Consider the following 25,919-nt stretch of genomic DNA (forward strand, 5'->3'; position numbering starts at 1 on the left):
ATGATCGCGATGGTTGCCTATGTCCCGAGACACACTCTGTTGAAGTTTCCTATGTCTTGCGACATGGGTTTCCTATGTCCTGAACCAGCACACTGTCGTCCCGACGGTTGTAAAAGGCCAGACGGTCTTGGAGCAGATCAACTCCAGGTCGGCTGGCTTTTTTGCGTTGTGCGGCCGTGGTGGTCCGGCTGCCCCGGTCGGGTGTGGCGGGGCCGGCCATGAGCCCGTCCTGAGGTGCCACGCCGGCCCTGCCGTGCGTCCGGGGGCGACGCGACGGCCCTGCCGTGCGTCCGGGGGCGGAGAGTACGGTGGCCTCCTGCGCCGTGACCCCGAGGCGCTGCCTGGCACTGTCCGCTACGTGGGGTGACCCCCACCTGCTCCTCACCTGCCCCCAACTTGCCCCCACCTCTGCCCCGCCTGCCGCCGGCGTCTGACACGGCGGCGTTTCATGTGGTCAGCGCCCTGTGGCAGGGGCCGAGTAACGATCCTGAAACCGGCCATTTACGCTACGGCCCCCTCTTGACGCCAACTTACCCGCAGGGCAGCATGGCGTTTACAACTATTGCACAATTTGTCCCATTATCGGACAAAGTCCTGTGGATCGAAGTAGTGCGAACTTCGTTCCGCCCATGGTGGACGGAGGTGACGGTGAGCCCACGCATGATCATTCGCCGGCTCGGCGGCAGTCTGCTGGTCTTGTGGCTTGTGTCGATACTCACCTTCCTGCTGGTACAGCTGATCCCCGGCGATCCGGCCGAGGTGATCGCGGGTGAGAACGCCACCGTGGCAGAGGTGGCCCGGATCCGCACCGAGCTCGGCCTGGACAAGCCGGTGCTGGAGCAGTACTTCAACTGGTTCACCGGCGTCCTGCACGGAGACCTCGGCCGCTCGCTGTCCACCAACCGATCCGTCGTCTCGACGATCGCGGAGGCGGCGCCGGCGACGCTGGTCATCACCACGATGGCGCTCCTGGTCGCGGTCATGGTCGGTGTCACGGCCGGGGTCGTCGCGGGGCTGACCCAGGGAAGCTGGATGGACCGCGCGGTGTCGACCCTGGCCACGCTGGGCATCGCGATGCCGAGCTTCTGGCTGGCGATGGTGCTGGTGTCGCTGTTCGCGCTGACCAATCCCTGGCTGCCGGCGACCGGATACGTCGACATCAGGGAGGGGTTCGGGGTCTGGCTCTCGCACGTCATACTCCCGGCCACGGCGCTCGGGCTCGCCACCGCCGCCGAGCTCGCCAGGCACACCCGGGGGTGCGTCGCCGACGTGCTCACCCGCCCATACGTACGCACCGCGCGGGCGCGGGGAGCCTCCGGCGCCTGGCTGGTCCGCAGGCACATCCTGCGTAATTCGGCCATCCCCGTCGTGACCGTGCTCGGCCTGCAGGCCGGGCGGCTGTTCGGCGGAGTGATCGTGGTGGAGGCGGTGTTCGGGATCTCCGGCCTCGGCTCCCTGGCCATCAACTCGGTGCTGCAACGGAACTATCCGATGATCCAGGGATATGTCCTGCTCAGCGCGTTGATCGTGGTGTTGATCAACCTCATCGTGGACCTGGCCTACGGCTGGATCAACCCGAAGGTGCGTACCACATGACCACGATGACCACGGCGGCCACACGGCGGTCCCGCCCGCTCAACGTTGTCCGCTCGATCGTGCGCCGCCCGGCCAGCGCGGTCGCCGTCGGATTCGTTCTGCTCCTTGTCTTTCTCGCGGTCGCCGGGCCGCTCGTCTCGCCGCACGACCCGGAGGTCCAGGACCTGGGCAACCGGTTCGCCGGCCTCAGCTCGACGCATCTGCTCGGGACCGACGAGTTCGGCCGGGACGTGGCCAGCCGGATCATCCAGGCCTCGCGCATCGCCGTCATCGCCCCGCTCATCTCGGTGGGCGTCGCGTTGCTCATCGGGCTGCCGCTCGGGTTGTGGGCGGGGCTGCGCCGCGGTGTCGTGGACGCCGTCGCGGGGCGGCTGGCCGACACGATCCTGAGCCTGCCCGCGCTGGTCGGAGCGCTGGCCATCGTCGCCGTGCTCGGCCCCGGGCTGGTCAACGCCATGCTCGCGGTGGGCATCATCTTCGCGCCCGGCCTGTTCCGCGTCGTGCGCGGCGCGACGCTGGCGGTCGCGGAGGAGACCTTCGTGGAGTCGGCGGTGGCGATCGGCTCCTCCACCCGGCGCACCCTCTGGGTGCACATCCTGCCCAACATCGCCGCTCCGCTGCTGGTCCAGGTGACGATCCTGATGGGGGTCGCGCTGCTGGCCGAGGCGAGCCTGAGCTTCATCGGCCTCGGGGTCCAGCCGCCGGACGCGAGCTGGGGATCGATGCTGAAGGCCGCGTACACCAACCAGTTCGACTCTCCCTTCTCGGTGGTGCCATCCGGGGTCGCGATGGTGCTGACCGTCCTCGCGTTCAACACGATCGGTGACTCGATCCGTGACGCCGTCGGCCTCAGGAGGCGCACATGACCCCGGGACCGGAACAGCACAACGGCGCCGGAGGCGCCACGGCCCGATCGCGGCCGGACAACCAGCCGAGACCGGGCGGCGAGCCGTTGCTGGCCGTCAAAGGGCTCACCATCGATCTTCCCGGCGGCGCCGTGCAGCGCGGACTCGTCGAGGACGTCACGTTCGACGTGCACAAGGGCCGCGCGGTCGCGCTGATCGGCGAGTCGGGCTGCGGCAAGTCGCTGACCTCCATGGCCATCCTGGGGCTGCTGCCCGCCGCCGTACGGGTCGTCGCGGGCTCGGTCCTCTTCGACGGCGTGGACCTGCTCACCTGCACCAAGCGCCAGCTTCGCCGGATCCGCGGCGGGCCGGTCGGCATGGTGTTCCAGGAGCCGATGAGCAGTCTCAACCCGACGATGACCGTCGGCGACCAGATCGCCGAGGTACGCCGGCTGCACCTGGGCGAGCGGCGCTCGGTGGCGCTCAAGCAGGCGCGTGAGCTGCTGGAGCGGGTCGGTATCCCGAAGGCGGAGAAGAGGCTGCGCTCCTACCCGCACGAGATGAGCGGCGGCATGCAGCAACGCGTCATGATCGCCGCCGCCATCGCCTGCGAGCCGAAGCTGCTGATCGCCGACGAGCCGACCACGGCGCTCGACGTCACGATCCAGGCCGAGATCCTCGAACTGCTGCGTGACCTGCGCCGCGACCTTGACCTGGCCGTCCTGCTGGTCACCCATGACCTCGGCGTGGTCGCGGACTTCTGCGACGACGTGGTCGTCATGTACGCCGGCCACATCGCAGAACGGACCCCCGTGGACGGACTCTTCTACGAGCCGAAGCACCCGTACTCCAGCGCTCTGCTCAGCGCCGTGCCGCAGTCGGGCCGGGCACGGACCAGCCTGACCGTCATCCGGGGGCGGGTCCCGTCGGCGGGACAGTTCCCGACCGGCTGCCGGTTCCAGCCCCGCTGTGAGCACAGCGTCGACTCCTTCTGCACGCGACCACAGGCCGACACGGCCCTGACCGATGACCGCAGGACGCGGTGCGGCCGGGTCGCCGGCGGTGACCTGACTCTGAAGGGGGCCGTCCGTGGCTGAGGATCAGGTGGTCGTGCGGGTGAGCGGCCTGACCAAGTCGTTCCCGCTGCGCCGCAGCCTGCTGGGCAGGACGCTGGAGAGCGTACGGGCCGTGGACGGCGTCGACCTGGAGGTCAAGGCCGGCACCACGGTCGGCATCGTCGGCGAGTCCGGGTCGGGCAAGACCACGGTCGGCCGCCTGATGGCCAGGCTGCTCAGGCCGGACGCCGGAACGGTCGAGGTGGAGGGCAAGGACGTCAGCCGGGCGCGCGGCCGGGAGTTGAAGGAGATGCGCGGCAGGCTCCAGGTCATCTTCCAGGACCCGTACGGCGCGCTCGACCCGACCAAGACGGTCGGCCACGCCGTCGCCGAGCCGCTGCTGGTCCACGGCCGGATCGGCCGGGGCGAGATGCGCGAGAGGGCCGCCCAACTGCTCGGCCGGGTCACGCTGGATCCGGCGTTCGCGGACAGGTACCCGGACGAGCTGTCCGGCGGGCAGCGTCAGCGGGCCTGCATCGCCCGCGCGCTGGCGCTCTCGCCGAGTGTGCTGGTCGCCGACGAGCCGACGTCCGCGCTGGACCTGTCCACCCGCTCGGAGATCCTCAACCTGCTGCTGTCGATCCAGGAGGAGACCGGGCAGGCGCTGGTGCTGGTGTCGCACGACTTCGCCACCGTACGGCACCTGTCGCACCGGATCGCGGTCATGTACCTGGGCCGGATCGTCGAGGAGGGGCCCGCGGCGCAGATCGCGGAGAGCCCGCGGCACCCTTACACCAAGGCGTTGCTGTCGGCGGTGCCCGTTCCCGATCCGGACGCGCAGCGCGCGCGGCGGCGCATCGTGCTCCACGGTGACCTGCCTGATCCGGCGAGCCCGCCGTCGGGGTGCCGCTTCCGTACCCGCTGTCCGGTCGCGCAGGACGAGTGCGCGCACCTGGACCCGCCGCTGCTGCGGATCGACGGGGATCACAGCGTCGCGTGCGTCCTGCACCGTCCGACACCCGCCGCGCCTTCGCGGTCAGTGGAGGACGGCGCGATGTTCAGCGAGTACTCGTCGGACCCCCAGGAGACGGCACGATGACCGGTTCCGCGGGGGCCCTGCGCGGCATCAGGGTCGTCGACTTCGGCCATCACGTGGCCGGGCCGCTGGCCGCGCTGCTGCTCGCCGACCAGGGGGCCGACGTCGTGCACGTCGATCGCCCCGGGGTCGAGCCGCCGGTCGAGGACGCGTTCTTCAACCGCGGCAAACGGCGCATCACCCTCGACCTGAAGAGCGGGCGGGACCTGAGGATCGCGCGTGACCTCGTCCGGCGGGCCGACGTCCTCGTCGAGAACTTCCGGCCGGGGGCGATGGACCGGCTCGGCCTGGGCTGGGCGGACCTGAGCGCGGCCGATCCGCGGCTCGTCTACTGCTCGATGCCGGGCTTCGCCGCCGACGACCCGCGGGCCGGGGTGCCGGGCTGGGAGGGTGTCATCGCGGCCGCGACCGGCAACTGCCGGATCCGGGCGGGGCACGCGCCTGACGGCTGGGACGCCACCCGCCCGACATATACCGCAATTCCCGTCGCGTCGAACTTCGCGGCGTTCTGCGGGGCCTTCGCGATCGTGGCGAGCCTCACCGCCCGGCACCGCAGCGGCCGTGGTGATCGCATCGAGGTCCCGCTGTTCGACGCCATGTTCGAGGCCATCGGCGGGAGCGGCGCATACCCGGTCGAGCGCGGGCTGCCGCCGGAACGGGCGATCAGCGCCAACGGGAGCGGCACCTACCGCTGCGCGGACGGCCGGTACGTCCAGTTCAACCCGATCGGGGCGACGACCCGCTTCCTCACCTGGTTCCTCGACGCGGCCGGGATGACCGCTTGGGCGGGGGAGGGGCTGACCGACCGGTCCCGGCTGGATCGTGAGCCGGAGCTGCGGTCGCTGCTGCGGGAGCGGCTGATCGCGCTGTTCGGCACCAGGACCGCGCACGAGTGGGAGGACGTGGCGAACGCGGCCGGCGTGCCGCTCGCCGCGGTGCGGACGACGGGCGAGTGGCTGGACAACGTGCACGCCCGCGCCGCCGGGCAGGTCGTCGAGGTCGAGGATCCGCTGCTCGGGACGACGGTGATGCCGGGCTCGGCGGTGTGCGTGCCGGCGGCGCCTCCGCTCCGGGGGAGGGCGCGCCACCTGCCGGACGCCGACCGCGCCGACATCCTGGCGGAGCTGGACACGCCGCCTCCTGCCGAGGCCGGCCGTGCCCAAGCGTCCCCTGGCGAGGTCGGCGGTTCCCAAGCGTCCCCTGGCGAGGCGGCCGGTCCCCAGACGCTTCCGTCCGAGGCGGGCCGGCTTCCGTACGAGGGCCTGCGCGTGGTGGACCTCACTCAGATCCTGGCCGGCCCGAGCGCGGGCCGCATCCTGGCCGAGTTCGGCGCCGACGTCGTCAAGATCAACGCACCGCAGCGGCGCGTCGGCGCGCACGGCTTCGTCAACCGCGGCAAGCGCACGGTCCTCGTGGACGTGAAGTCCGGCGAGGGGCAGCGGATCCTGTGGCGCCTCATCAACGAGGCCGACGTCCTGACCTGCAACTTTCCCGAGCGGACGGCCGAACGTTACGGCCTCGGCTACGAGCACGTACGGGCCCGCCGCCCCGGCATCGTCTACGTCTCGGTGAGCTGCTACGGGCCCGGCGGCCCGTGGGCGAGCCGCCGAGGATACGAGACCCAGGGCCAGGCCGCGACCGGCATCATGACCAGGACCGGAGGCGACGGCCCCCCGGCCGTCCTCGGCCCGTACAACCTGCTCGACTACGGCACCGGCACCCTGGCCGCCTTCGCCGCCGCGCTGGGCCTCCACCACCGCGAGGTCACCGGCGAGGGCGGGCACGTGTACGCCTCTCTCACCCAGACGGGCCTCTACCAGCAGGCGAGCTACGCGGTGCGTGCCGGGACCGCGACGAGCGCTGAACCGTGCGGCCCCGAAGCACTCGGGACGGACCCGTGGCACCGCTTCTACCGGGCCGCCGACCGCTGGTTCTTCGTCGGGGCGACCCGCGCGCAGCTCTCGGCGCTGCCCGCACTCAAGCGGGCCCTGGCGGAGAACGACGCGGAAGCAGCCCTGGAGGCCGTCTTCCGCACCGGCGACGCGGACGAGTGGGTCGAGCGCCTGACCGCGGCCGGGGCGGGCGCGCACACCGTCACAAAGCTCGCGGAGTTGATGACCGACCCGTACGCCCGCTCCCGAGGGCTGGCCGTCACCCAGGTCTCCGAGGAGGCCGGCGAGGTGGTGATGCCCGGGATCGCCATCCGGGCCCGCCACCACCCACCCCGCCTGGGACACCCGGTGCGCCGCCCGGGCGCCGACGGGCGGGAGGTGCTGGCCGGGATCGGGCTGGCCGATTCCGCCGACGCGCTCGAACGGGCCTGGGCCGTGCAACTGACCGCTCTGCCACGGGGCTGGGACCACTTCTGACCGCGCGACGAGCAACCGACAGCACCCCCCGGCTCGCTGAGCGGGACCCCCGACAGGAGGACTGATGGACGACGCCCCGGCCACCCGGTGCGATCTGCTGATCAAAGGCGGACGGGTTCTCGACCCCGATCAAGGGCTCGACGGCGTCATGGACGTCGCCGTCACCGCCGGGCGGATCAGCGCGATCGGCGCGGACCTGCAGGCCGGCGCGGCGCGCCGGGTGATCGACGTGAGCGGCGCCGGGCGTTACGTCGTTCCCGGGCTGATCGACGTCCACACGCACGTCGCGCACGGGGCGATCACCCCGGGCGTGGGCATGGAGGGCTGCGACCCGGACGTCATCGGCGTCGGGTCGGGGGTGACGACGCTGGTCGACGCCGGGTCCGTCGGGGTGGCGAACATCGGGGTCTTCTCCGCCTACATCCAGCCGAACGCCCGCACCCGCGTCATCCCGTTCCTCAACATCGGCAGTTTCGCCCACACCATGCCGACCATGGTCGATGTCGCCGGCATGGACGAGATCGACCCGGTCGCCATCGCCAGGTGCGTCGCCGCCAACCCCGGCCTGGTCCAGGGCATCAAGCTGCGGCTGGTCGGGCCGCTGATCGCGGACAAGGGCAAAGACGTCGTCGCCGCGGCGAAGGCGGTGGCCCGCGAGCACGGGGTGCCGCTCATGGTGCACATCGGCGACCTGTCCGCGCGCCGCCGCCCCGACCCGCACCTGCTGGAGCCCGCCACCCGGTACGCCATCGAGCAGCTCGACGCCGGGGACATCCTCACCCACCTGTGCACCCCGAACCACGGCGGCGTGACCGACGCCGCGGACCGCATGCTGCCCGCCCTGCTCGCCGCCCGCGAGCGCGGGGTCGTCCTCGATTCCGCCCTGGGCCGGGGCAACTTCGGTTACCAGGTCGCCCGCGAGCAACGCGCGCTCGGCCTGGCCCCCGACACGATCAGCAGCGACCTGACCGCGGCGGGGGAGAGCTTCCACTCCCTGCTGGAGTGCATGGCCAAGTTCATGGCCGTCGGCTACGACCTGGCCGAGGTGGTCCGCATGACCACGGCGAACGCCGCCCGTGCGATCGGCGCCGCGGACGAGCTGGGCGCCATAGCGGTCGGCAGGGAGGCGGACCTGACCGTGATCGACCTGGTCGAGGGCGACTTCGAGTTCGTGGACACCACGCAGGACGTCTTCCACGGCGGCTTCGGCCTGCGGCCGGTCCACACCGTGCGGGCCGGTGTCCTGGTCCCGCCGGTGTGGGGGACACATCCGTGGGGTTGGCTGCCCGCACCCCGGTCGGGGGCGGCATCATGACGATCACCCGCGGGCGGTTCGAGGTGGACGCCGACTGGGAGCGGCTGCCCGACGGCCTGGTCCACGCGGACGTGGCCGCGGTGGACGTGGACGCCGACGACCGCGTCTATCTGTTCACCCGTTTCGACGGCCAGGTCATCGTGTACGAACGCGACGGCACGTACGTACGGAGCTGGGGAAAGGGCGTCTTCACCACCCCACACGGCTTGACCGTCGGGCCGGACGGGAGCGTCTACTGCGTGGACGCGGGCGACCACACCGTGCGCAAGTTCACCCCCGGCGGCGAGCTGCTGATGACGCTGGGCACGCCAGGGGCGGCGTCGGACACCGGGTACGTCTCCGGACAACCCGTGCGCGTGCACAGCGTGGAGGGCGTCCGGTACGGCGGGCCGCCGTTCAACCGGTGCACCAACCTGGCCGTCGCACCGGACGGCGACCTCTACGTGACCGACGGGTACGGCAACAGCCGCGTCCACCGGTTCACCCCCGACGGCGAGCTGATCGGCTCGTGGGGCGAGCCCGGCACCGGCCCCGGCCGGTTCCACCTGCCCCACTGCCTGGACATCGCCCCTGACGGGCGGGTGTTCGTCGGCGACCGCGAGAACGACCGGATCCAGATCTTCACCCCGGACGGCACGTTCATCGAGGAATGGACCGATGTGCGCCGGCCGTGCGACCTCACCATCGCCCCCGACGGCTCGGTGTACGTCGCCGAGCTGTGGCGGCCGCAGGGCCAGAGCTCCTTCACGCGCGGGACGGCGGAGCGGGACCAGCCCGGCCGGCTGACCGTGCTGAACCCGTACGGCGAGGTGATCGAGCGGTGGGGCGACTCCTCGGAGCACCGCGCCGAGCCGGGCTACTTCATCGCCCCGCACGGCATCGCCCTGGACTCCCGCGGCGACCTGTACGTCGCGGAGGTCACCTACAGCTTCGCCATCAGACCCGGCCGGGTCGCGCGGTCGTGCGGCCGGCACCAACTGCAGAAGTTCCCGCGCGTCGGCGCGGGAGCGGAAACCTCGGCTAGGAGACACGCATGAGGCGCGGAAACCGGCGGATCCTCACCACACACGGCGGCAACCTGCCGCGCCCGTCCGATCTCGACAAGCTGATCGCCGAAGGGGACCGGGAGGCGATCGACGCGCGCCTGCCCGGCGCCGTGGGCGAGGTCGTGGACCGGCAGCTCGCCTGCGGCCTGGATACGGTCAACGACGGCGAGTACGTCAAGGCCGCGAACATGGCCGGCTACGCCGGCTACATCCACGCCCGCGTGACCGGCTGGGAGACGCTGCCCATCGACCCGGACGTCCCGCCCAAGCGCGAGTACGTCGCGGCGCGCGACAAGGCCGACTTCCCCGGCACGTATGTCTCCGGCCTCTGGCTGTCCGGATCGGGAGGGCCGGTCAGGCCGGGCTTCGCGACCCCCGGCGCCGCGCCCAAGCCGCCGACGAAGGGCCGGGTGTGCACCTCCCCGATCACCTACATCGGCCACGACGCCATCGCGGCCGACATCGCCGCGCTGAAGAAGGCGGTGGCGGACAAGGAGGCGGCCGGTCACGAGGCAGACGGCTTCATCGCCGCGCTCGGCCCGCTCAGCCTGGGCGCGGGAGCCAGGAACGCGCATTACCCGAGCGAGGAGGCGTACATGATCGCCGTCGCCGAGGCGCTGCGCGAGGAGTACAAGGCGATCACCGACGCCGGGCTGATCCTGCAGATCGACGAGCCGGAGTTCGCCACCACCTGGCAGTTCCACCCCACCTGGACGGTCGAGGACCTGCGCCGCTACCTGGTGTCCGCCGTCGAGATCATCAACCACAGCATCGACGGGCTGCCCGCCGAGCAGATCAGGATGCACACCTGCTGGGGCAGCGGCCACCGTCCGCACACGCAGGACATCGGGCTTGAGCACATCGCGGACCTGCTGATCAAGGTCAACGCGCAGGGCTACGCCATCGAGTCCGGAAATGTCCGGCACGCGCACGAGTGGCGGGTGTGGGAGGACGTGAAGCTGCCCGAGGGCAAGATCCTCATCCCCGGCGTGGTCAGCCACGCCACGGACCTGGTCGAGCATCCCGAGCTCATCGCCGAGAGGCTGACCAACTTCGCCAGTGTCGTCGGGAAGGAGAACCTCCAGGCGGGGACCGACTGCGGGATCGGGTCCCGGGTGGGCCACGAGGAGATCGTCTGGGCGAAGCTCTCCGCTCTCGCCGAAGGCGCCCGGCTCGCCAGCAATCGTTTGTGGGCCGACTGACCCGCACCACAGCGCCATAACACCACCGCACCACTCAACACCGCACCACGACCTGACGGGGCACAGTTCAGCGTCACGGCTGAAGCCAGGTCACCAACGACATCAGCTCGCTTCTGAAACATGGAGGCAAAGCCGTGAAACGAGCAGCAGTCAGATCGGCCGGCGCGATCCTCGCCGTCGGCCTCGCCCTCGCCGGTTGTGGCGGCGGTACGGCCGCCCCGCAGCAGGGCGGCACCGGCACCACCGACGGCTCGGCCGTACTGAAATGGGCCGTGCCGGGAATGCCGACCTCCTTCGACCCGCGCAAGGCGGCGCCGCTGGACCCGGTCTTCCTCGACGTGGTCTACGAGAGCCTGGTCGCGAGGAGCGCCGCCGGTGAGATCAAGCCGGGCCTGGCCACCGAGTGGAAGCTCTCGGACGACAACAAGGTGATCACCTTTAAGCTGCGGCAGGGGGTGAAGTTCCACAACGGCGAGGAGTTCAACGCCGACGCGGTCAAGGCGTCGCTGGAGGCGTACAAGAAGAGCGGCGCCCTCGTGACGACGCTGGCCACGCTGGACAAGGTCGAGGCGGTCAGCCCGTCAGAGGTGAAGCTGACCTTCTCCGAGCCCGCCGGCTACATGATCAACGTGCTGGCGGGCGAGCCCGGGATCGTGGTCGCGCCCGGCGCGCTGAACGACCCCGACCTCGGCACCAAGCCGGCCGGCACCGGGCCGTTCCAGCTCACGGCGTTCAACCAGGACAAGGTGACCTTCAAGAAGTTCGACGGGTACTGGGACGTCGCGCGGACCGGCATCGGCGGCCTGGAGATGGCGGTCTACTCCGACGAGGCGACCCGCCTGCGGGCCGTGAAGTCCGGGCAGGCCGACGGCACCTCGATCACCCCCGGGCAGATCAAGGAGGCGCAGGCGGCCGGCATGACGATCATCCAGGCGCCCAACACCCAGTTCAACGCGATCCTGGTGAACACCAAGGTCAAGGAGCTGGCCGACCCGAAGGTCAGGCAGGCGCTGCTGTACGCGATCGACCGCGAGTCGATCAGCAAGAGCCTGTACGCGGGCGCCTGCGCACCGGCGGTGCAGCCGTTCCAGAACGGCTTCTGGGCGAACGTGCCCGAGCTGAACGACGTCAAGCCCTACTACGACCCGGAGAAGGCCAAGCAGCTCCTGGCCGAGGCCGGGCTGCCGAACGGCCTGGACCTCCAGGTCGAGGTCGGGCCCAACACCCAGTTCCAGACGCTGGCCCAGGCGCTGCAGGCGCAGCTGCAGAAGGTGGGGATCAGGGTCAAGATCAAGGTCCTCGAGTTCCAGCAGATGATCACCGCCCGCAGGACCGGCAACTTCTCCGCCACGGTGGCGCTGTTGCAGGCGGGACGGCCCGACCCGACCCAGTTCGTCAAGGACTTCTACACCAAGGGCGGCGCGTACAACCCCGGGGGATTCACCCTGGCTGGGGTTCCCGAACTGCTGGCCAAGGCACGGGTCAGTGACGTGAACGACGAGCGTTCCGCGCCCATGCGGGAGATCGTCACCAAGGTGTTCGAGGCGGGGCCGCCGGTGATCCCGGTCTGCGGCGTGACGTACGTGGCGGCCTTCCGCAAGGGCGTGACCGGGATGGAGCCGCCGGTGATGGGCGACTACGACTTCGCCTCGATCAAGATCAGCACCTGACGGACAACGGCACCTGACGGGCAACGGCACGTGACGGGACATCAGCACGTGACGGACGTCAGCACATAACGGGATATAAGCGCATGACGGAGAGGAATCCAGTGCGGCTGGACGGCAAGGTGGCGATCGTCACCGGATCAGGACGAGGGCTCGGGCGCGCGTACGTGCAGGCGCTGGCCGCCGCGGGAGCCGCCGTGGTGGTCAACGACATCGACGCGGACGTCGCCGAGAAGACCGCCGAGGAGATCAGGGGCGCGGGCGGCAGGGCCGTCGCCGAGGTGTGCGAGGTCGGCTCGGCCGAGTCGGCCGACGCGCTGGTGGGACGGGCCGTCTCCGAGTTCGGCCGCGTGGACGTGATGTGCACCAACGCCGGCGCGCTGCGCGACCGGACGCTGGTCAAGGTCACGGACGAGGAGTTCGACCTCGTGGTGGACAGCCACGTGCGCGGCACGTTCACCTGCGGCCGGGCGGCGGTGCGCCGCTTCCGCGAGCAGGGTGGCGGCGGCCGGCTGATCCTGGTCGGCTCGCCGGCCGGCCAGTACGGCGGCTTCGGGCAGACCGCGTACGCCGCGTCCAAGGCGGCCATCATCGCGATGGTCCGGGTGTGGTCGGTCGAGACGGCGAAGCTGGGCGTGACCGTGAACGCGATCGTGCCCACCGCCCTGACCAGGATGGCCGCGACCATCCCCGCGCTGACCGAAGCCGTCGCCGCGGTCGAGGCCGGCGGCCCGGTCCCGGCCGACCTGCGGCGGCGCGGGATCGGCACGGTGGAGGACGTGGCGCCCCTGGTGGTCTACCTGTCCTCGGACGAGGCGGCCGGGGTCACCGGGCAGTACCTCGGCTTCGGCGGCGACAAGTTCGCGATCTGGGCGCATCCTAAGGAGGCGTTCGTGACGCATCGGGACGGCGGGTGGAGCGCCGACCAGCTGGCGGAGGACTTCGCCGGGTTCACGGAGCACCTGCAGAGCCACACACCGCCCGGCCGGTGACCGCACGCTGAGGCCCACCCCGGCTCTGACGGCCGGGGTGGGCTCAGGCGTGCCCGCGAAGCGACGCACGCGCGTCCCGCGCGAGCCTGGCGTGGATCGGCGCTACTGGCGTGGATCAGCGTGGACATGGCGCCGGCCCCGCGCCGAATCAGCATTGGCCGGGCGCCGGATCAGCGTGGGCCGGGCGCCGGTCAGTCGAAGTAGAACGTGTTCGCGGCTTGTGAGATGCGCCCGCGCAAAGCCGCGTCCGGGACGATCCGGGCGAAGGACTCCACCGCGTCGCGATAGGTGACCGGCTGCCGCGCCCCGACGAACGGCGCGTCGCTGCCCCAGAACAGGTGCTCGGGCCCGGCGGCGGCGAGCAGTGTCGCCGCGTACCGGGCCAGCGTGTCCGTGCCGACGCCGAAGCGGTAGCCTGCCGACAGCTTCACCCACACCCGGCCGCTCCCCAGGGCGCGCAGCAGCGCCGCCCCTGACTTTCCGGCGTATCCGGCGCGGCGGTCGGGGTCGCCGAAGTGGTCGACGACGACCTGCACCCCCGAGCGGACGAGCCGGTCGAGCACCGGCGGCAGTCGTTCGCCCTCGATGTTCAGCTCGACGTGCCAGCCGAGGTCCGCGACCCGGAACAGCAGCCTGCGGTAGGCCGGGTCGTCGAGGTCGGGCAGCTCCGCGAGGCGCCGCCACTGGAACCGGATGCCGCGTACGCCGTCGGAGCGCATGCGTTCGAGGACGTACCGGTCCACGCCGGGCTCGACGATGACGGTGCCGCGCAGCCGGTCGTGCTCGCGCAGGGCGTCGATCGTGTAGTCGTTCAGGTCGCCGAGCAGGCTCATCGCCGAGATCACGGCGCGCCCGACGCCGTGCTCGTCCATCGTCGTCAGGAACTTTCCGACGGGCAGGTCCACGTCGGGGCGGGTCCAGGCGCGTGCCGCGAGCGGCAGCGCGCTGGTGAACAGGTGCACGTGCGCGTCCACCAGCGGCACCTCGGCACCGGGCAGGTTCACCGGCACGTCGTCCCCGGACCCGATCACCCGCACGTCGTCACCGGACCTCGGCGGCACGTCGTCACCGGGCCTGGTCATCGGTCTCCGCGAGCGCGGGGAGGCCGTAGAGCGCGGCGGCCGTCCCGCCGAGGACCAGGGCGGCGTCCCGTCCGGGCAGGCCGGCGACCGACTCCCGGCCGATCCGCGCCATATCGGCGTACGTGCCGGCGGTCTGCGTGACGTCGGACCCCCACAGCACCCGTTCGGCGCCGAACCGGGACACGAGCCACTCCACCACCCCCGACGGCGCGACGCCGGCGGCGATGATCCGGGCGAAGTTCAAGGTGGTCACCTTGACGTGCACCTGCGGCAGGTCGGCCAGCGCGAGCAGCCCGGTGGCGCCGGGGAAGGGCTCGGCGCGGTCGGCCTCGACGCTGGCGACGTGGTCGAGGACGACCGGCGTGCCGGGGAACGCGCGGGCGACCGCGGGCAGGGCGCACAGGCTCTCGTCGCGGTTCCAGCGGTAGAGGTGCAGGCACATCGACAGGCCCAGCTCGCTCACCTGCCGCCACACCTCCAGCGCCCGCGGCCCGGCGAACCAGCCGGCGCCCGGTGTGCCGCCGTGCTGGTTGCCGCCGGGCGAGGTCAGGCGCATGGCCACGGCGCCGCGCTCGGCCCAGCGCCGCACGGTCTTGGCCGAGTCCGGGGCCTGCGCGTCGATGACGCACATGGCGCGCAGCCGGTCGGGGTGGCGGGCCGCCGCGTCCACGACGTAGCTGTTGTCGTAGCCGTACACGTGCGCGCGCTGGACCGCGACGGCGGCCGACAGCCCGTTGGCGTCCAGCGCGGCCAGCAGCCGTTCGGCGGTCATCGGGTCGTCGCGCACGGCGGCGCTGACCGTGCCGCCGGGCGGGTCGTAGGGGTAGGCCGGGTCATCGGTCACCAGGTGCGCGTGTGAGTCGATCATCGGATGCGCTCCCAGAGCAGGACGGGGGTGGGTGGCCGACCGTCCGTGCGGTCGGCGCGCAAGGTCAGCCGGTCGCCCTCCACGACCGCCAGGCGGACCAGCTTGGTGCCGATCCAGTTGGGGTAGATTCCGGCCTCCACCTCGTGGACGATGCGGTCGCCGAGCCATTCGTAGCGGCCGGCGTACGCGCCGAAGGTCCGCACCGCGGCGAGCTTCTCCTCGTCGGTGGTCCAGCGCCAGTTCTCCGACGCCAGGGGCGGACGGTCGCCGGCCATGTACTGGACCGACATGTAGCCGTCGGGGCCGTAGATGAGCAGGCCGAGCGGGGTGTCCCCGAGCGGGCGGACGGCCTCGCCAGGCGCGCCCTCCATGTAGTAGTCCGCCAGCCGCCAGGTGCCGACGATCACTCGGTCGCCTGCTTCCTGAACGCCTCCGTCATCGAGTGGGCCGTACGGGCGAGCATGGTCGCGTCGTTGCCCATGATGAGGAACTGGTGCCCGAGCGCCGCGGCCCGATGGCCTCCGGCCGCGTCCACGACGGCCGCGCCGCAGGGTTTGCCCGCCGCAGCGGCCGCAGTACGGGCCCGGTCGAGCAGGCCCTGCACCGTGGGGTCGGTCATGCCGACGCCCAGCGCGAGCGACAGGTCGCCGGCCCCGAGGAAGACGGCGTCCACCCCGGGCACGGCCAGGATTTCGGCGGCGGCGTCGATGGCGGCCGGGCTCTCCAGCTGCGGGACGCAGACGACGTCCTCGTTGCCGGTCCTGACGTACTCGGCGCGCGGGGTCAGCCCCCACCGGCCCGCCCGGCTGGTGCCGCCCGCCCCGCGCTGGCCGAGGGGCGGGAAGCGGGTGGCCGCGACGACGCGTTCGGCGTCGGCCGCGGAGTCGACGCGGGGCACCAGGATGCCCCTGGCCCCGGCGTCCAGGATCCGCCCGATGGTGGAGCCCTGGTGGTCGGGCACGCGGACCAGCGGGTCGACGCCGTACGCCGAGGCCGCGCTGATCATCCGCGCCGTCATGGACAGGTCGAGCGGCGAGTGCTCCAGGTCGATGACCACGAAGTCGAACCCGGCGCTGGCCATGATGTCGACGCTCTCGACGGTCGCCAGCTTGATCCACGTGCCGAGGCGCGGCGTCCGCGCCGTTGCGGTGTCGAAGAAACCCATGCTCAGCCGACCGTGACGTGATCGGGGGCGGGGTACTCGTCGGCGTTGAGCACCCATCCCTGCTTGGCGGAGAAGTCCGCGCGCGGCGGGCTGAAGATGTCGATGAGCAGGTGGGCGCCCTCGCCGAGGGCCTGGCTGGTGTGCACGGTGGGCGGCGGGATGATCGCGACGGCGGGGCTGCCGACGCTCACGTGGTCGTCGTCGCGCCACTGCGACAGCTTCGAGGTCCAGGGCGTGCGGACGTGGTGGACGTAGTCGCCGGCGACGGTCAGCGAGCACTGCTCGAAGTCGTCGTGATGGTGCGGCGAGAGCCGGTCGGGGTCACGCGGCCCGTTCCTGGGGTCGCCGAAGTTGACCATGAAGGCGCTGGAGCGGAAGATCCGGCCGAACCGGCCCTTGTCCAGCGGATAGTCGGCGTTGCGGTAGACCCGCAGGCGGTGCCCGGCGGGCGGGTCGGGCCACGGCTCCAGCAGCGCGACCCGCGGGTGGGGCTCGGCGTAGTCGTCCGCGTTGACGCAGCGCGGCAGTACGTCGGCGGTCCTGACGTCGAACAGCCTGACCACCTCGGCGTCGGTGTGGGCGGTGACGGCGCTGTCGCCGGGCGGCACGATGACCACGCCGGCCCCGCTCACCTTCTGGCTGTCGGCGCCGGCCGTCACCTCGACCGTGGCGCCGTCGTGGGGCAGGACGATCACGTACTCGTCGCGCTGCTCGGCCGCACCGCGCCGGAGCGTGTCGCCGGCGGTCAGGCGGCTGAAGGCGAGCACGAAGTTCTGGCCGCGGACGTACCAGGTCCTGCTGCCCAGCTCGCTCTCCTCGGCGGGCGGCAGCGTCAGGAACTCGAAGGTGGCGAAGGCCGCCACGGGGGCGTTCAGGTCGGTCTTGGTCGTGGTGGTGTTGAGCGCGGAGCGGGGGTCGGTGGGGCTGTACATACGATGCGTCCTTCTGTTGGCCTGTCCTGGGCGAAACTGGGTGAAAAAGGTCAGTCGTCCAGGCCGAGCAGGTACGAGGGATTGACGCGGACGATCTGTCGCAGGTCCTTCTCGGGCAGTCCGAGGTCGAGCAGCGCGGACCCGACCCGGATGAAGGAGTCGACGGGGAACGGGCGGCCGGCCTGCCCGAGGTCGGAGGCGAGGACGGTGTGCTCGGGGCCGACCTTCTCTATCCAGTCCATCAGCACTTCCGGGCCCCACTTCTTCTGCGCGACCTCGGGGTCGTACATGCTGGTCTCGTGCTCGATGTAGGCGCCGAGATCGACGAACTCGCGGCACTGCGCGGGGTCGGAGCCGATCACGAAGTTCGGGTGGCTGACCACCATCCGGCGCACGCCCGCCTCCCGGGCGGCGCCGAACACCGCCCGGATGTCGTCGGGAGCCATGTGGCCGGCCGACAGCAGCGCGCCGCTCTCGGCGATGATCTCGATGACCCGGCCGACCTCGGGCAGCAGCGCGCCGTCCGGGCCGCGCACGTCCACCTGCGACATGGTCAGCGGGATCGTCGGCTTGGGGAAGCCGCCGCCCGAGTTGTGGTGGTCGATGTGGGCGCTGGAGGAGATGGTGGGGAACCACACGCACCGGCCGCCCATGCGCAGGGACATCTCCACCGCGTACGGATTGATGCCGCCGACCTGGGCGTTCAGCGCGATGCCGCCGTACACGGCGGTGCTCACGCCGGCCAGCCGGTCGGCCATGGCCAGCAGGTCCATCACGGTGTTGTGGTGGTGCGACTTGGCCAGGAAGGCCCGCATCCCCAGGCGCTCGCCGTCGCGGGCGGCCTCGACGTGGTCGAAGCGGCGCGGCAGCGGGTTGGGCCCGGAGTGGCAGTGCAGGTCCACGAGGCCGTGCAGGACACGCTCGATGGCGGGTCGGGTCATGGTTGTTCCTCCTGCGCGGCCACGGGCGGCGACCCTTGACATGGACCCCGCTGCGAGAGCATTGTTACAAATTACGGACTTACTGTACGATAATTGCGAATCGATGGTCTGACAAGAAGTAAGAGGGGGCCACGTGCCGGAGCCGAGCTACACCTGGGCCGAGATGATGGCGATCTCCATCTCGCACGAGATGCAGGACGGCGACTTCGGCTCCGTGGGCGCCGCGTCGCACATTCCCGCCGCCGCGCTGCGCCTCGCGCAGCTCACCCACGCGCCCAATCTGTCCTTCTTCTGCGGCGGCAGCGGTGCGATGAACCCCAGGATCCAGCGGCTGACCGAGTCGTCGGCCGACTACCGCAACCTGGTGACCAGTGAGTATCACTTCAGCCTCGACGACGTGGTGGACTTCGAGACCGCGATGCGCTTCGACTTCGCGTTCCTCGGCGGCATGCAGATAGACAAGCACGGCAACCTGAACATGGCCATGATCGGCGACTGGGACAAGCCGAAGGTGCGTGGTCCTGGCACGATCGGCCTGATCTTCCTCGGCGGCTTCAAGACCAGCTACATCTACACCGAGCACCACTCGCCGAAGATCTTCGTCGACAAGGTCGACTTCATCAGCGGCGCCGGCTGGCTCGACGGCGGCGACGCCCGCAGCAAGGTCTTCCGCCCTGAGTCCGACGGGCCGCGCCGGGTGTTCACCCCGCTGGGCGTCTTCGACTTCGAGCCGGAGAGCAAGCGGATGCGGCTGATCAAGGTCCATCCGTGGACCAGCGTGGAGAAGATCCAGGCGGCGACCGGGTTCGAGCTGCTGATCGCCGATGACCTGCAGATCGTCGAGGCGCCGGACGAGCACGAGCTCGACCTGCTCAGGACCCAGGTCGATCGCGACGGCGTGCTGCGCCGCTACCCGTCCGCGGCCTGAGCGTGGGCACCCCCCGCGGCTGGGCCGATCGGTACGTCCGCGCCGACGGCTGCACCACCCACTACCTGGAGGCAGGCGACGGGCCGCCGCTGGTCCTGCTGCACGGCGGCGAGTACGGCGCCTCGGCCCTGCTCACCTGGGAGAACTGCATCGAGGCGCTGGCCGAGCGGCACCGGGTGCTGGCGATCGACTTCGTCGGCTTCGGGCTCAGCGACAAGTTGCGCGACTTCGGCGGCGGTCAGCGGCGGCTCATGCGACGGCAGATCGCCTCGGTGCTGCGCACGCTGGGCGCCGAGCCGGCGTACTTCATCGGCACGTCGCTCAGCGGGCGGATGCTGCTCGACATCGCCAACCGGCGCCCGGCCGAGTGGCCGATCCGGGCGATGGCCGTGGTCGGCACCGGCCTGGCCGCCCCCGTGGAGGCGGCCCGCCTGACACTGGAGAAGTTCGACGGCACCCTCGACGGCCTGCGGCCTTCCATGGACGTGCTCTTCCACGACCCGCGCTGGCGCGACAGCGAGGACTACCTGCGCCGCCGCCACGAGTCGTGCATGGTCCCCGGCGCGTGGGAGACCGCCGCGGCGGCGGGCCTGCGCGCTCCTGGGCGGGACGGCGGGGAGCGGCGCTCGCACGTCCGCCCGCCCGCCCGCGACTACGGCGGCGTCGCCGTGCCCACCCTGCTCGTGCGGGGGGAGCACGACCAGTTGGTGCCCCCGGAGACGTGGCAGGAGCTGGCCGGGCAGATCCCCGGCGCGCGTACGGTGACGATCGGCGGCAGCGGCCACTACCCGCAGATCGAGCGGGCCGGCGCGTTCCTGGACGCGGTGCTGGACTTCCTCAAGGACCCGGCCCCCGAGGACGCGAGCCTCAAGGGCACGGCCGGAGGCGAGGCGTGATGGGCGAGGTGCACGTCGAAGCCGGCGGCGACGGGCCCGCGGTGCTGTTCCTGCACGGCTCGGGCGCCTCGGGCGCCGTCTGGAGACCGGTGCTGAACGAGCTGCGCGAGCGCCGCACTCCGTGCCGGTGGCTGGTGGTCGACCTGCCGGGGCACGGCCGCTCGGCCCACCGCCAGGACTACTCGCCCGACGGGTACGCCGACGCCGTGGCCAAGGCGCTGCCCTCTGGCTCCCCGCTGACCGTCATCGGCCACTCGCTCGGCGGTCTGGTCGGCATGACCCTCGCGGACGGCACCCGCGGACTCGCCGTCGCCTCCCTGACCGTGATCGCGATGAAGGTGGCCTGGACCGAGGAGGAGCTGTCCCGGCGCTCCGCCCTGGCCGCCAAGCCGTCCCGGATCTTCGCCGACGAGGAGCAGGCCCGCGACCTGTTCGGCCGGGTGTCGGGGATGCGCGGGCCGGCCTTCACCGACGAGGACCGCGCCAGCGGGACCATCAGCTCGGACGGCGGCTACCGGCTGTCGGCCGACCCCGGCATCACCGGGGCCGCCCCCGCAGGCGCCCCCGAGCTGGCCGCGCGCATGCGCCGGGTGACCTGCCCCGTCGAGCTCGCCTGCGGCGACCAGGACCCCGGCATCGACCCGGCGGACCTGGCCGAGGTCCTCGGCCACCCCGTCACCGTGCTGCCCGGCGCGGGGCACAACGTCCACATCGAACGCCCCGATCTGGTCGCCGACCTGGTCGAGCGGGCACTCAGCCGCTGACGAACGGAACCCATCATGCGAATCGAGCGACTGCTGCGCCAGAACGCGGTGCGGCGCGGCCCGATGACCGCCGTCATCTGCGACCAGACCCAGTTGTCCTGGGCCGAGCTGGACGTCGAGTCCAACCGCCTGGCCAACGCGCTGATCGCGCTCGGCTACCGCGCCCAGGAGCGGGTCGCGCTCGTGCTGTCCAACTGCCACCACATCGTGACGGCCTTCCACGGCGCGTGGAAGGCCAACCTGGTCACCGTCGGGATCAACACCCGGCTGACCGCGCCCGAGATCGCCAGGATCCTCGCCCACTCGGGCGCCTCCCTGCTCATCTGCGACACGCCCGCCGCGGCCGAGGCGGCGAGCACGGTGCCCGGCGTCCGCGGCGTCTACACCATCGGCCTGGACGGCGAGTCGTTCACGGACCTGGTCGCCTCGGGCGCCCCTGACGAGGTGCCGGAGACGGGCACCGGCGACGAGCTGCGCTCGCTGCGCTACACCAGCGGCACCACCGGCGCGTCCAAGGGCTGCATGGCCACGCACGACCAGCAGGTCGCCAGCACGGCCAACTACCTGTGCGAGGTCAATGTCCCGCGCGGCGGCCCCACCTGGATCTCGGTGCCGCTGACGCTGGGGGTCGGCGCGTCCTTCGTGACGACCACCGCCTACCTGGGCGTCCCGCTGCTGCTGCGCCGGCGGTTCGACGCGGCCGGCTTCGTGGACGACGTCGGCAAGTACGGGGTCGAGCACGCGTTCCTGGTGCCCACGATGCTGGTCGACCTCGTACGCGCGCTGCCCGAGCTCGACCTGACCCGGGCGAGCCCGCTCAAGCTGGTGGGCTACGGCGGCGCGTCGGTGTCGTGGAGCCTGATCCGCTCCCTGGCCGAGGCGCTGGACCTGGAGTTCTACCACGCGTTCGGGGCCACGGAGGCGGGCGGATTCGTCGCGCTGCTCACCCCCGACGACCACCGCAACTTCCTGCGGACCGAGACCGCCTCGATCGTCCCGGTCGGCCGGCCGGCCGCGTTCGCCGACGTCAAGATCTTCGACGCGGAGGACAGGGAGGCAGCCGTACGGGAGACCGGCGAGATGCGGATCAGGGCGGCCAGCGTGTTCTCCGGCTACTGGAGCCAGCCCGAGGCGACCCGCGCCGTGCTCAAGGACGGCTGGCTCCGGCTCGGCGACATGGCCTGGCGCGACGAGCGCGGCTACATCTACCTCGCTGACCGCGCGCAGGGCGTCATCCGCTCGGGTGCGCAGAACGTGTACGCCGGCGAGGTCGAGGCCGTGCTGCAGGCCTGCCCGGGCGTCGAGCGCGCGGCCGTGATCGGCGTCCCGCACGAGCGGTTCGGGGAGTCGGTGAAGGCGCTCGTGCAGCGGGTGCCCGGCGCGGACCTGACCGAGCAGCAGGTCCTCGACTACTGCGCCGAGCGGCTGGCCGGGTACAAGCGGCCGCGCGAGGTGGAGTTCGTGACCGGGCTGCCGGTCGACGAGGGCGGCAAGATCAGAAGGGCCGAGCTCAAGCGCGTCACCGGTACGCGCCTGCTCGGAGAGGCGACGACCAGCGAGGGTGAGGGACTCAGGCGATGAGCGCGAGCAAGGTGACGACCCCGGAGGAGGCGGTCGCCGGCATCCCGGACGGAGCCACGATCGCGCTGGGCGGCGTGCACTCGCACAACGGCCCGATGGCGCTGGTCAACGCGCTGATCCGGCGCGGGGTGAAGGACCTGGAGCTGATCCCGACGCCGAGCGCGGGCGCGCCGGTGGACATGCTGATCGCGGCCGGCTGTGTCCGGCGGCTGCACGTGTCGTACGTGGGGCTGGAGTTCCTCGGCATGGCGCCGAACTACCGGCGGGCCGCCGAGGGGAAGGCCATCGAGATCGTCGAGGCGGACGAGGCGTGGATCGTCTACGGCTTCCGCGCGGGGGCCAGCAAACTGCCGTTCCTGCCGCTGCCCGCCCTCTACGAGGGCACCGACCTGCCCAAGGTCAACGACGGCATCAGGACCACGACGGACCCGTACACCGGCAACACGGTGACCACGATCCCCGCCCTGCGCGCGGACTACGGGCTGTTCCACGCCCAGGTCACCGACAGGAAGGGCAACGCGCAGATCTTCGGCCAGCGGCGCTTCGAGGACGTGATGGCCAAGGCGAGCGACCACGTCATCATCAGCTCGGACGAGATCCTGGACGAGTACGCCCCGGCCCCCGATCCGCGCCTGGTGTCCATCCCCGGCGCGATTGTCGAGAGCGTCGCCCACGCGCCGTACGGCTCGCACCCGCTGTCCTCGCCGGGTCACTACGGCTACGACCGGGAGCAGCTGGTGGAGTACCGGGATCTCGCGGCCCAGGACCGGACCAAGGAGTACCTGGAGAAGTACGTGTACTCGGTGGACGACCACCTCGGATACCTGGACAAGCTGGGCGCCCGGCGGCTGCTGGGGCTCCAGCAGACGTTCCGCTGAGCCCCAGGCCGGGGGCCTACCAGGCGTAGGCCTCCGGCGCCGGTCCAGGGCCGGGGAAGATGGTGTCCAGCCGCTCCAGCGTCTTGTCGTCCAGGCTCACCTCGAAGGCGCGGGTGGCCGCGTCGAGCTGCGCCAGCGTGCGCGGCCCGATGATCGGCGCGGTCACGCCGGGCCGGCTCAGCAGCCAGGCCATGGCCACGTCCGCGGGGCTGTGGCCGAGCTCGTCGCACAGGTCCTCGTACTCCTGGATCTGGGCGCGGTGCCGGTCCAGCTTGATCAGCCGCTTGCCGCGGTGCGTGGCCACCTTCGCGCCGGGCAGCGGCGTGCCCATCGCGTTCTCCCGTTCCTTGCGCAGGATGCCGCCGAGCAGGCCCGCGTCGAGCGGCGACCACGGCATGAAGCCGACGCCGTAGTGCGCGCAGGCGGGCAGGACCTCCAGCTCGGCAGTCCGTTCGAGCAGGTTGTAGATGGTCTGTTCGCTGACCAGGCCGGTGTGGCCGCGCCGGGCGGCCCTCTCCTGCCCGCCGGCGATGTGCCAGGCGGGGTGGTTGGACGAGCCCACGTACACGATCTTGCCCTGGGTCTTGAGCACGTCCATCGCCTCCCAGATCTCCTCCCAGGGGGTCGATCTGTCGATGTGGTGCATCTGGTACAGGTCGATGTGGTCCGTCTGCAGCCGCCGCAGCGACGCCTCGCAGGCGCGCCGGATGTGCAGGGCGGACAGGCCCGCGTCGTTCGGCCACGTGGACATGCGGCCGTAGAGCTTGGTGGCCAGCACGGTGCGCTCGCGGCGCCCTCCGCCGGTGGCCAGCCAGCGGCCGATGATCTGCTCGGTCAGGCCCTCGCCGAACTGCCAGCCGTACACGTCGGACGTGTCGATCAGGTTGATGCCCAGCTCGTGGGCCCGATCCATGATCGCGAACGCGTCCTCCTCGGTCGTCTGCGTGCCGAAGTTGTCCGTGCCGAGGACAAGCCGGCTCACCGTCAGGCCGCTGCGGCCGAGGTGGGTGAATTCCACGAGGGTCTCCTGACGTTAGGAGTTCCATTTATCGGACGATGAGTCCTATATGTGAATACTGATGGTAGCGTTGGCGCGTAGGCGAGGTAAAGAGCGCTGGTCGCTCGGGCATTGCCAAGGAGGTTGCTCCATGAGCCCAGACCTGTCCGATCACATCGCCGTCGCGGACCTCCCGCCCACGCACAGCTTCCTCGCCGGAGCCCTGCGCGGTGGCGGCGGGGCTACGTTCACGACCTGCCATCCCGGTGACGGCTCGGTGATCGCGACGGTCGAGGCGGCCACCGACGCCTTCGCGGACGAGGCCGTCGCCGGCGCCGCCGCGGCCCAGCCGGACTGGGCGCGCACCTCCCCGCACGAGCGGGCGCGGATCCTGCGCGCGGCGGCCGACCTCATCGAGGCGCAGGCGCGGCGGCTGATCCACCTCGTCGCGCTGGACAACGGCAAGACACCGGCCGAGGCGCGCGGGGACGTCTTCGTCGCCGCGGCTCACCTGCGCGCCGCGGCCGGATGGGCGGCCACGCTCGAAGGCGTCACGCTGCCGGCCGACGGGTCCACCCTGCGCATGACGTTCCGCGAGCCGGTGGGGGTGGTGGCGGCGGTCATCCCGTTCAACACCACGTTCATGTTCGCGGCGCAGAAGGCGGGGCCGGCGCTGGCCGCGGGCAACGCGATCGTGATCAAGGCGCCCGAGCTGAGCCCGCTGGCGGTGCCCGTGTTCGCCGAGATCCTCACGGCCGCCGGCCTGCCCGCCGGGCTGGTCCAGGTGGTGCAGGGCACGGGGGACGTCGGCCGCCGGCTGGTCGAGCATCCCGGGGTGAGCATGGTGTCGTTCACCGGCAGTACGGCGGTCGGCCGGCAGGTGATGGGCTCGGCGGCGTACGGGATGAAGCGCGTGCTGCTGGAGCTGGGCGGGAAGTCGGCGAACATCGTCTACGCGGACGCCGACCTTGAGTCCGCCCTGCACGCCACCGTCGGCGGCGTCTTCCGCAACGCCGGGCAGCGATGTTTCTCCGGCTCGCGGTTGCTGGTCGAGGAGCCGGTCGCCGACGCGTTCACCGCGCGGGTGGTCGAGGTGGCGCGCTCGATCAGGGTCGGTGACCCGTTCGCGGCCGATACCCAGCTCGGCGCGCTGATCTCGGCCGAGGAGGCCGCCAGGGTGCGGGCGATGATCGACAAGGCGGTCGGCCAGGGGGCCCGGGTCCTGGCCGGCGGGGACCGGCCGCCCGGCGTCCACCCCGATGGCGCCTTCGTCGCGCCGACCGTGCTGGAGATCCCCGCCGGGCTGTCGCGGGTGCCCGACATCGTCTACGACGAGGTCTTCGGGCCGGTGCTCACCGTGCAGCGCTTCAGCGGCGCCCGGCAGGCGGTCGACCTGGCCAACGACTCGCCGTTCGGGCTGGTGGGCGGCTGCTGGACCCGTGACCTGGACCGCGCGCTGACCACCGCCAGAGCCGTGCGGTCGGGCTACTTCTGGATCAACTCCTACGGGGCGCTGGCGCTGGACGCCCCGATCGGCGGCGTCGGCCTGTCAGGGGTGGGCCGGGAGCTCGGCCGGGTGGGCCACGAGGCCTACACGGAGCTCAAGACGGTGATCGTGGACACCGCCGCCGCCGACGCGCCCCGCTGGTACTGACCCGAACCCTGCTACCCGCACCGATCTGACCCGCACCGATCTGGAGGAGC

The 25,919-nt window shown here is 71.6% G+C and carries 23 protein-coding genes; 16 read left to right on the forward strand and 7 right to left on the reverse strand.

Annotated features, from left to right (window positions below; genetic code table 11):
* Positions 1–660: 660 nt before the first annotated feature.
* The 10 genes from AB0C28_RS48375 (at position 661) to AB0C28_RS48420 (ending at position 13,183) form a co-directional block, all read left to right on the forward strand.
* The gene (locus AB0C28_RS48375; protein WP_358083077.1) at positions 661–1,596 is read left to right on the forward strand and encodes an ABC transporter permease; all 936 of its coding nucleotides are present in this window, start codon (positions 661–663) and stop codon (positions 1,594–1,596) included.
* Entirely contained in the window at positions 1,593–2,462 is an 870-nt protein-coding gene (locus AB0C28_RS48380) for an ABC transporter permease (RefSeq protein WP_346105082.1), read from the forward strand. Before AB0C28_RS48375 ends, AB0C28_RS48380 begins: the two co-directional genes overlap by 4 nt.
* A complete protein-coding gene (locus AB0C28_RS48385) occupies positions 2,459–3,538 on the forward strand; it encodes an ABC transporter ATP-binding protein (RefSeq protein ID WP_358083080.1) in 1,080 nt (359 codons plus the stop codon). The genes AB0C28_RS48380 and AB0C28_RS48385 overlap by 4 nt, the downstream gene beginning before the upstream one ends.
* Positions 3,531–4,595: an oligopeptide/dipeptide ABC transporter ATP-binding protein gene (locus AB0C28_RS48390; protein WP_358083083.1), complete on the forward strand. Its 1,065-nt coding sequence runs from the start codon at positions 3,531–3,533 to the stop codon at positions 4,593–4,595. The genes AB0C28_RS48385 and AB0C28_RS48390 overlap by 8 nt, the downstream gene beginning before the upstream one ends.
* Positions 4,592–6,961 (forward strand): CoA transferase, encoded by a 2,370-nt coding sequence (locus AB0C28_RS48395; RefSeq protein WP_358083086.1) that lies wholly within the window; start codon positions 4,592–4,594, stop codon positions 6,959–6,961. The genes AB0C28_RS48390 and AB0C28_RS48395 overlap by 4 nt, the downstream gene beginning before the upstream one ends.
* A gap of 64 nt (positions 6,962–7,025) precedes the next feature.
* Positions 7,026–8,276, forward strand: coding sequence for an amidohydrolase family protein (locus AB0C28_RS48400; RefSeq protein WP_358083089.1), 1,251 nt, complete (start codon positions 7,026–7,028; stop codon positions 8,274–8,276).
* Complete coding sequence (locus AB0C28_RS48405; protein WP_358083091.1) at positions 8,273–9,313, forward strand: peptidyl-alpha-hydroxyglycine alpha-amidating lyase family protein; 1,041 nt, start codon at positions 8,273–8,275, stop codon at positions 9,311–9,313. Before AB0C28_RS48400 ends, AB0C28_RS48405 begins: the two co-directional genes overlap by 4 nt.
* Positions 9,310–10,524, forward strand: a complete 1,215-nt coding sequence (locus AB0C28_RS48410) for a cobalamin-independent methionine synthase II family protein (protein ID WP_358083094.1) — start codon at positions 9,310–9,312, stop codon at positions 10,522–10,524. The genes AB0C28_RS48405 and AB0C28_RS48410 overlap by 4 nt, the downstream gene beginning before the upstream one ends.
* Before the next feature lie 134 nt (positions 10,525–10,658).
* The gene (locus AB0C28_RS48415; RefSeq protein WP_357862175.1) at positions 10,659–12,194 is read left to right on the forward strand and encodes an ABC transporter substrate-binding protein; all 1,536 of its coding nucleotides are present in this window, start codon (positions 10,659–10,661) and stop codon (positions 12,192–12,194) included.
* Positions 12,195–12,277: 83 nt separating this feature from the next.
* Positions 12,278–13,183, forward strand: a complete 906-nt coding sequence (locus AB0C28_RS48420; protein WP_358083096.1) for an SDR family oxidoreductase — start codon at positions 12,278–12,280, stop codon at positions 13,181–13,183.
* Positions 13,184–13,374: 191 nt separating this feature from the next.
* Here AB0C28_RS48420 and AB0C28_RS48425 read toward each other — a convergent pair whose 3' ends face one another.
* From AB0C28_RS48425 to AB0C28_RS48450, 6 genes are read right to left on the reverse strand one after another with little or no spacing between them, the layout of a single operon-like run.
* Positions 13,375–14,265, reverse strand: a complete 891-nt coding sequence (locus tag AB0C28_RS48425) for an amidohydrolase family protein (protein ID WP_358083099.1) — start codon at positions 14,263–14,265, stop codon at positions 13,375–13,377.
* Positions 14,249–15,133 carry an amidohydrolase family protein gene (locus tag AB0C28_RS48430; protein WP_358083102.1) on the reverse strand — a complete coding sequence of 295 codons (885 nt, stop codon included), beginning with the start codon at positions 15,131–15,133 and terminating at the stop codon, positions 14,249–14,251. Before AB0C28_RS48430 ends, AB0C28_RS48425 begins: the two co-directional genes overlap by 17 nt.
* A complete protein-coding gene (locus AB0C28_RS48435; protein ID WP_358083105.1) occupies positions 15,130–15,540 on the reverse strand; it encodes a lipocalin-like domain-containing protein in 411 nt (136 codons plus the stop codon). Before AB0C28_RS48435 ends, AB0C28_RS48430 begins: the two co-directional genes overlap by 4 nt.
* Positions 15,537–16,298, reverse strand: coding sequence for an aldolase/citrate lyase family protein (locus tag AB0C28_RS48440; protein ID WP_357862185.1), 762 nt, complete (start codon positions 16,296–16,298; stop codon positions 15,537–15,539). The genes AB0C28_RS48435 and AB0C28_RS48440 overlap by 4 nt, the downstream gene beginning before the upstream one ends.
* A 2-nt stretch (positions 16,299–16,300) precedes the next feature.
* Positions 16,301–17,230 (reverse strand): hypothetical protein, encoded by a 930-nt coding sequence (locus tag AB0C28_RS48445; RefSeq protein ID WP_358083108.1) that lies wholly within the window; start codon positions 17,228–17,230, stop codon positions 16,301–16,303.
* A gap of 50 nt (positions 17,231–17,280) precedes the next feature.
* Positions 17,281–18,171 carry a DUF6282 family protein gene (locus AB0C28_RS48450; protein WP_358083110.1) on the reverse strand — a complete coding sequence of 297 codons (891 nt, stop codon included), beginning with the start codon at positions 18,169–18,171 and terminating at the stop codon, positions 17,281–17,283.
* 133 nt (positions 18,172–18,304) lie between these two features.
* Here AB0C28_RS48450 and AB0C28_RS48455 point away from each other — a divergent pair, with 133 nt between their 5' ends.
* From AB0C28_RS48455 to AB0C28_RS48475, 5 genes are read left to right on the forward strand one after another with little or no spacing between them, the layout of a single operon-like run.
* Entirely contained in the window at positions 18,305–19,099 is a 795-nt protein-coding gene (locus AB0C28_RS48455) for a CoA-transferase (RefSeq protein ID WP_357862190.1), read from the forward strand.
* A gap of 2 nt (positions 19,100–19,101) precedes the next feature.
* The gene (locus AB0C28_RS48460; protein WP_358083114.1) at positions 19,102–19,995 is read left to right on the forward strand and encodes an alpha/beta hydrolase; all 894 of its coding nucleotides are present in this window, start codon (positions 19,102–19,104) and stop codon (positions 19,993–19,995) included.
* A complete protein-coding gene (locus AB0C28_RS48465; RefSeq protein ID WP_358083117.1) occupies positions 19,995–20,759 on the forward strand; it encodes an alpha/beta hydrolase in 765 nt (254 codons plus the stop codon). The genes AB0C28_RS48460 and AB0C28_RS48465 overlap by 1 nt, the downstream gene beginning before the upstream one ends.
* Before the next feature lie 15 nt (positions 20,760–20,774).
* Positions 20,775–22,340 (forward strand): AMP-binding protein, encoded by a 1,566-nt coding sequence (locus tag AB0C28_RS48470; protein ID WP_357862195.1) that lies wholly within the window; start codon positions 20,775–20,777, stop codon positions 22,338–22,340.
* On the forward strand, positions 22,337–23,218 hold the full coding sequence (locus AB0C28_RS48475; RefSeq protein WP_358083120.1) for a CoA-transferase: 882 nt from the start codon (positions 22,337–22,339) through the stop codon (positions 23,216–23,218). Before AB0C28_RS48470 ends, AB0C28_RS48475 begins: the two co-directional genes overlap by 4 nt.
* Before the next feature lie 16 nt (positions 23,219–23,234).
* Here the strand turns inward: AB0C28_RS48475 and AB0C28_RS48480 are convergent, their stop codons facing one another.
* A complete protein-coding gene (locus tag AB0C28_RS48480; RefSeq protein ID WP_357862199.1) occupies positions 23,235–24,236 on the reverse strand; it encodes an aldo/keto reductase in 1,002 nt (333 codons plus the stop codon).
* Positions 24,237–24,366: 130 nt separating this feature from the next.
* Between AB0C28_RS48480 and AB0C28_RS48485 the strand changes: the two genes are divergently transcribed.
* On the forward strand, positions 24,367–25,869 hold the full coding sequence (locus AB0C28_RS48485; RefSeq protein ID WP_358083123.1) for an aldehyde dehydrogenase family protein: 1,503 nt from the start codon (positions 24,367–24,369) through the stop codon (positions 25,867–25,869).
* The last annotated feature ends 50 nt before the right edge of the window (positions 25,870–25,919 follow it).

This window comes from Nonomuraea sp. NPDC048892, from assembly GCF_040649735.1.
Classification (GTDB): domain Bacteria; phylum Actinomycetota; class Actinomycetes; order Streptosporangiales; family Streptosporangiaceae; genus Nonomuraea; species Nonomuraea maheshkhaliensis.

Bases quoted from the DNA above. Each gene is read 5' to 3' on its own strand.
- AB0C28_RS48375 (WP_358083077.1), top strand. From the start codon at position 661: ATGATCATTCGCCGGCTCGGCGGCAGTCTGCTGGTCTTGTGGCTTGTG.
- AB0C28_RS48380 (WP_346105082.1), top strand. From the start codon at position 1,593: ATGACCACGATGACCACGGCGGCCACACGGCGGTCCCGCCCGCTCAAC.
- AB0C28_RS48385 (WP_358083080.1), top strand. From the start codon at position 2,459: ATGACCCCGGGACCGGAACAGCACAACGGCGCCGGAGGCGCCACGGCC.
- AB0C28_RS48395 (WP_358083086.1), top strand. From the start codon at position 4,592: ATGACCGGTTCCGCGGGGGCCCTGCGCGGCATCAGGGTCGTCGACTTC.
- AB0C28_RS48400 (WP_358083089.1), top strand. From the start codon at position 7,026: ATGGACGACGCCCCGGCCACCCGGTGCGATCTGCTGATCAAAGGCGGA.
- AB0C28_RS48405 (WP_358083091.1), top strand. From the start codon at position 8,273: ATGACGATCACCCGCGGGCGGTTCGAGGTGGACGCCGACTGGGAGCGG.
- AB0C28_RS48410 (WP_358083094.1), top strand. From the start codon at position 9,310: ATGAGGCGCGGAAACCGGCGGATCCTCACCACACACGGCGGCAACCTG.
- AB0C28_RS48420 (WP_358083096.1), top strand. From the start codon at position 12,278: ATGACGGAGAGGAATCCAGTGCGGCTGGACGGCAAGGTGGCGATCGTC.
- AB0C28_RS48425 (WP_358083099.1), bottom strand. From the start codon at position 14,265: ATGACCAGGCCCGGTGACGACGTGCCGCCGAGGTCCGGTGACGACGTG.
- AB0C28_RS48430 (WP_358083102.1), bottom strand. From the start codon at position 15,133: ATGATCGACTCACACGCGCACCTGGTGACCGATGACCCGGCCTACCCC.
- AB0C28_RS48440 (WP_357862185.1), bottom strand. From the start codon at position 16,298: ATGGGTTTCTTCGACACCGCAACGGCGCGGACGCCGCGCCTCGGCACG.
- AB0C28_RS48445 (WP_358083108.1), bottom strand. From the start codon at position 17,230: ATGTACAGCCCCACCGACCCCCGCTCCGCGCTCAACACCACCACGACC.
- AB0C28_RS48450 (WP_358083110.1), bottom strand. From the start codon at position 18,171: ATGACCCGACCCGCCATCGAGCGTGTCCTGCACGGCCTCGTGGACCTG.
- AB0C28_RS48465 (WP_358083117.1), top strand. From the start codon at position 19,995: ATGGGCGAGGTGCACGTCGAAGCCGGCGGCGACGGGCCCGCGGTGCTG.
- AB0C28_RS48470 (WP_357862195.1), top strand. From the start codon at position 20,775: ATGCGAATCGAGCGACTGCTGCGCCAGAACGCGGTGCGGCGCGGCCCG.
- AB0C28_RS48475 (WP_358083120.1), top strand. From the start codon at position 22,337: ATGAGCGCGAGCAAGGTGACGACCCCGGAGGAGGCGGTCGCCGGCATC.
- AB0C28_RS48485 (WP_358083123.1), top strand. From the start codon at position 24,367: ATGAGCCCAGACCTGTCCGATCACATCGCCGTCGCGGACCTCCCGCCC.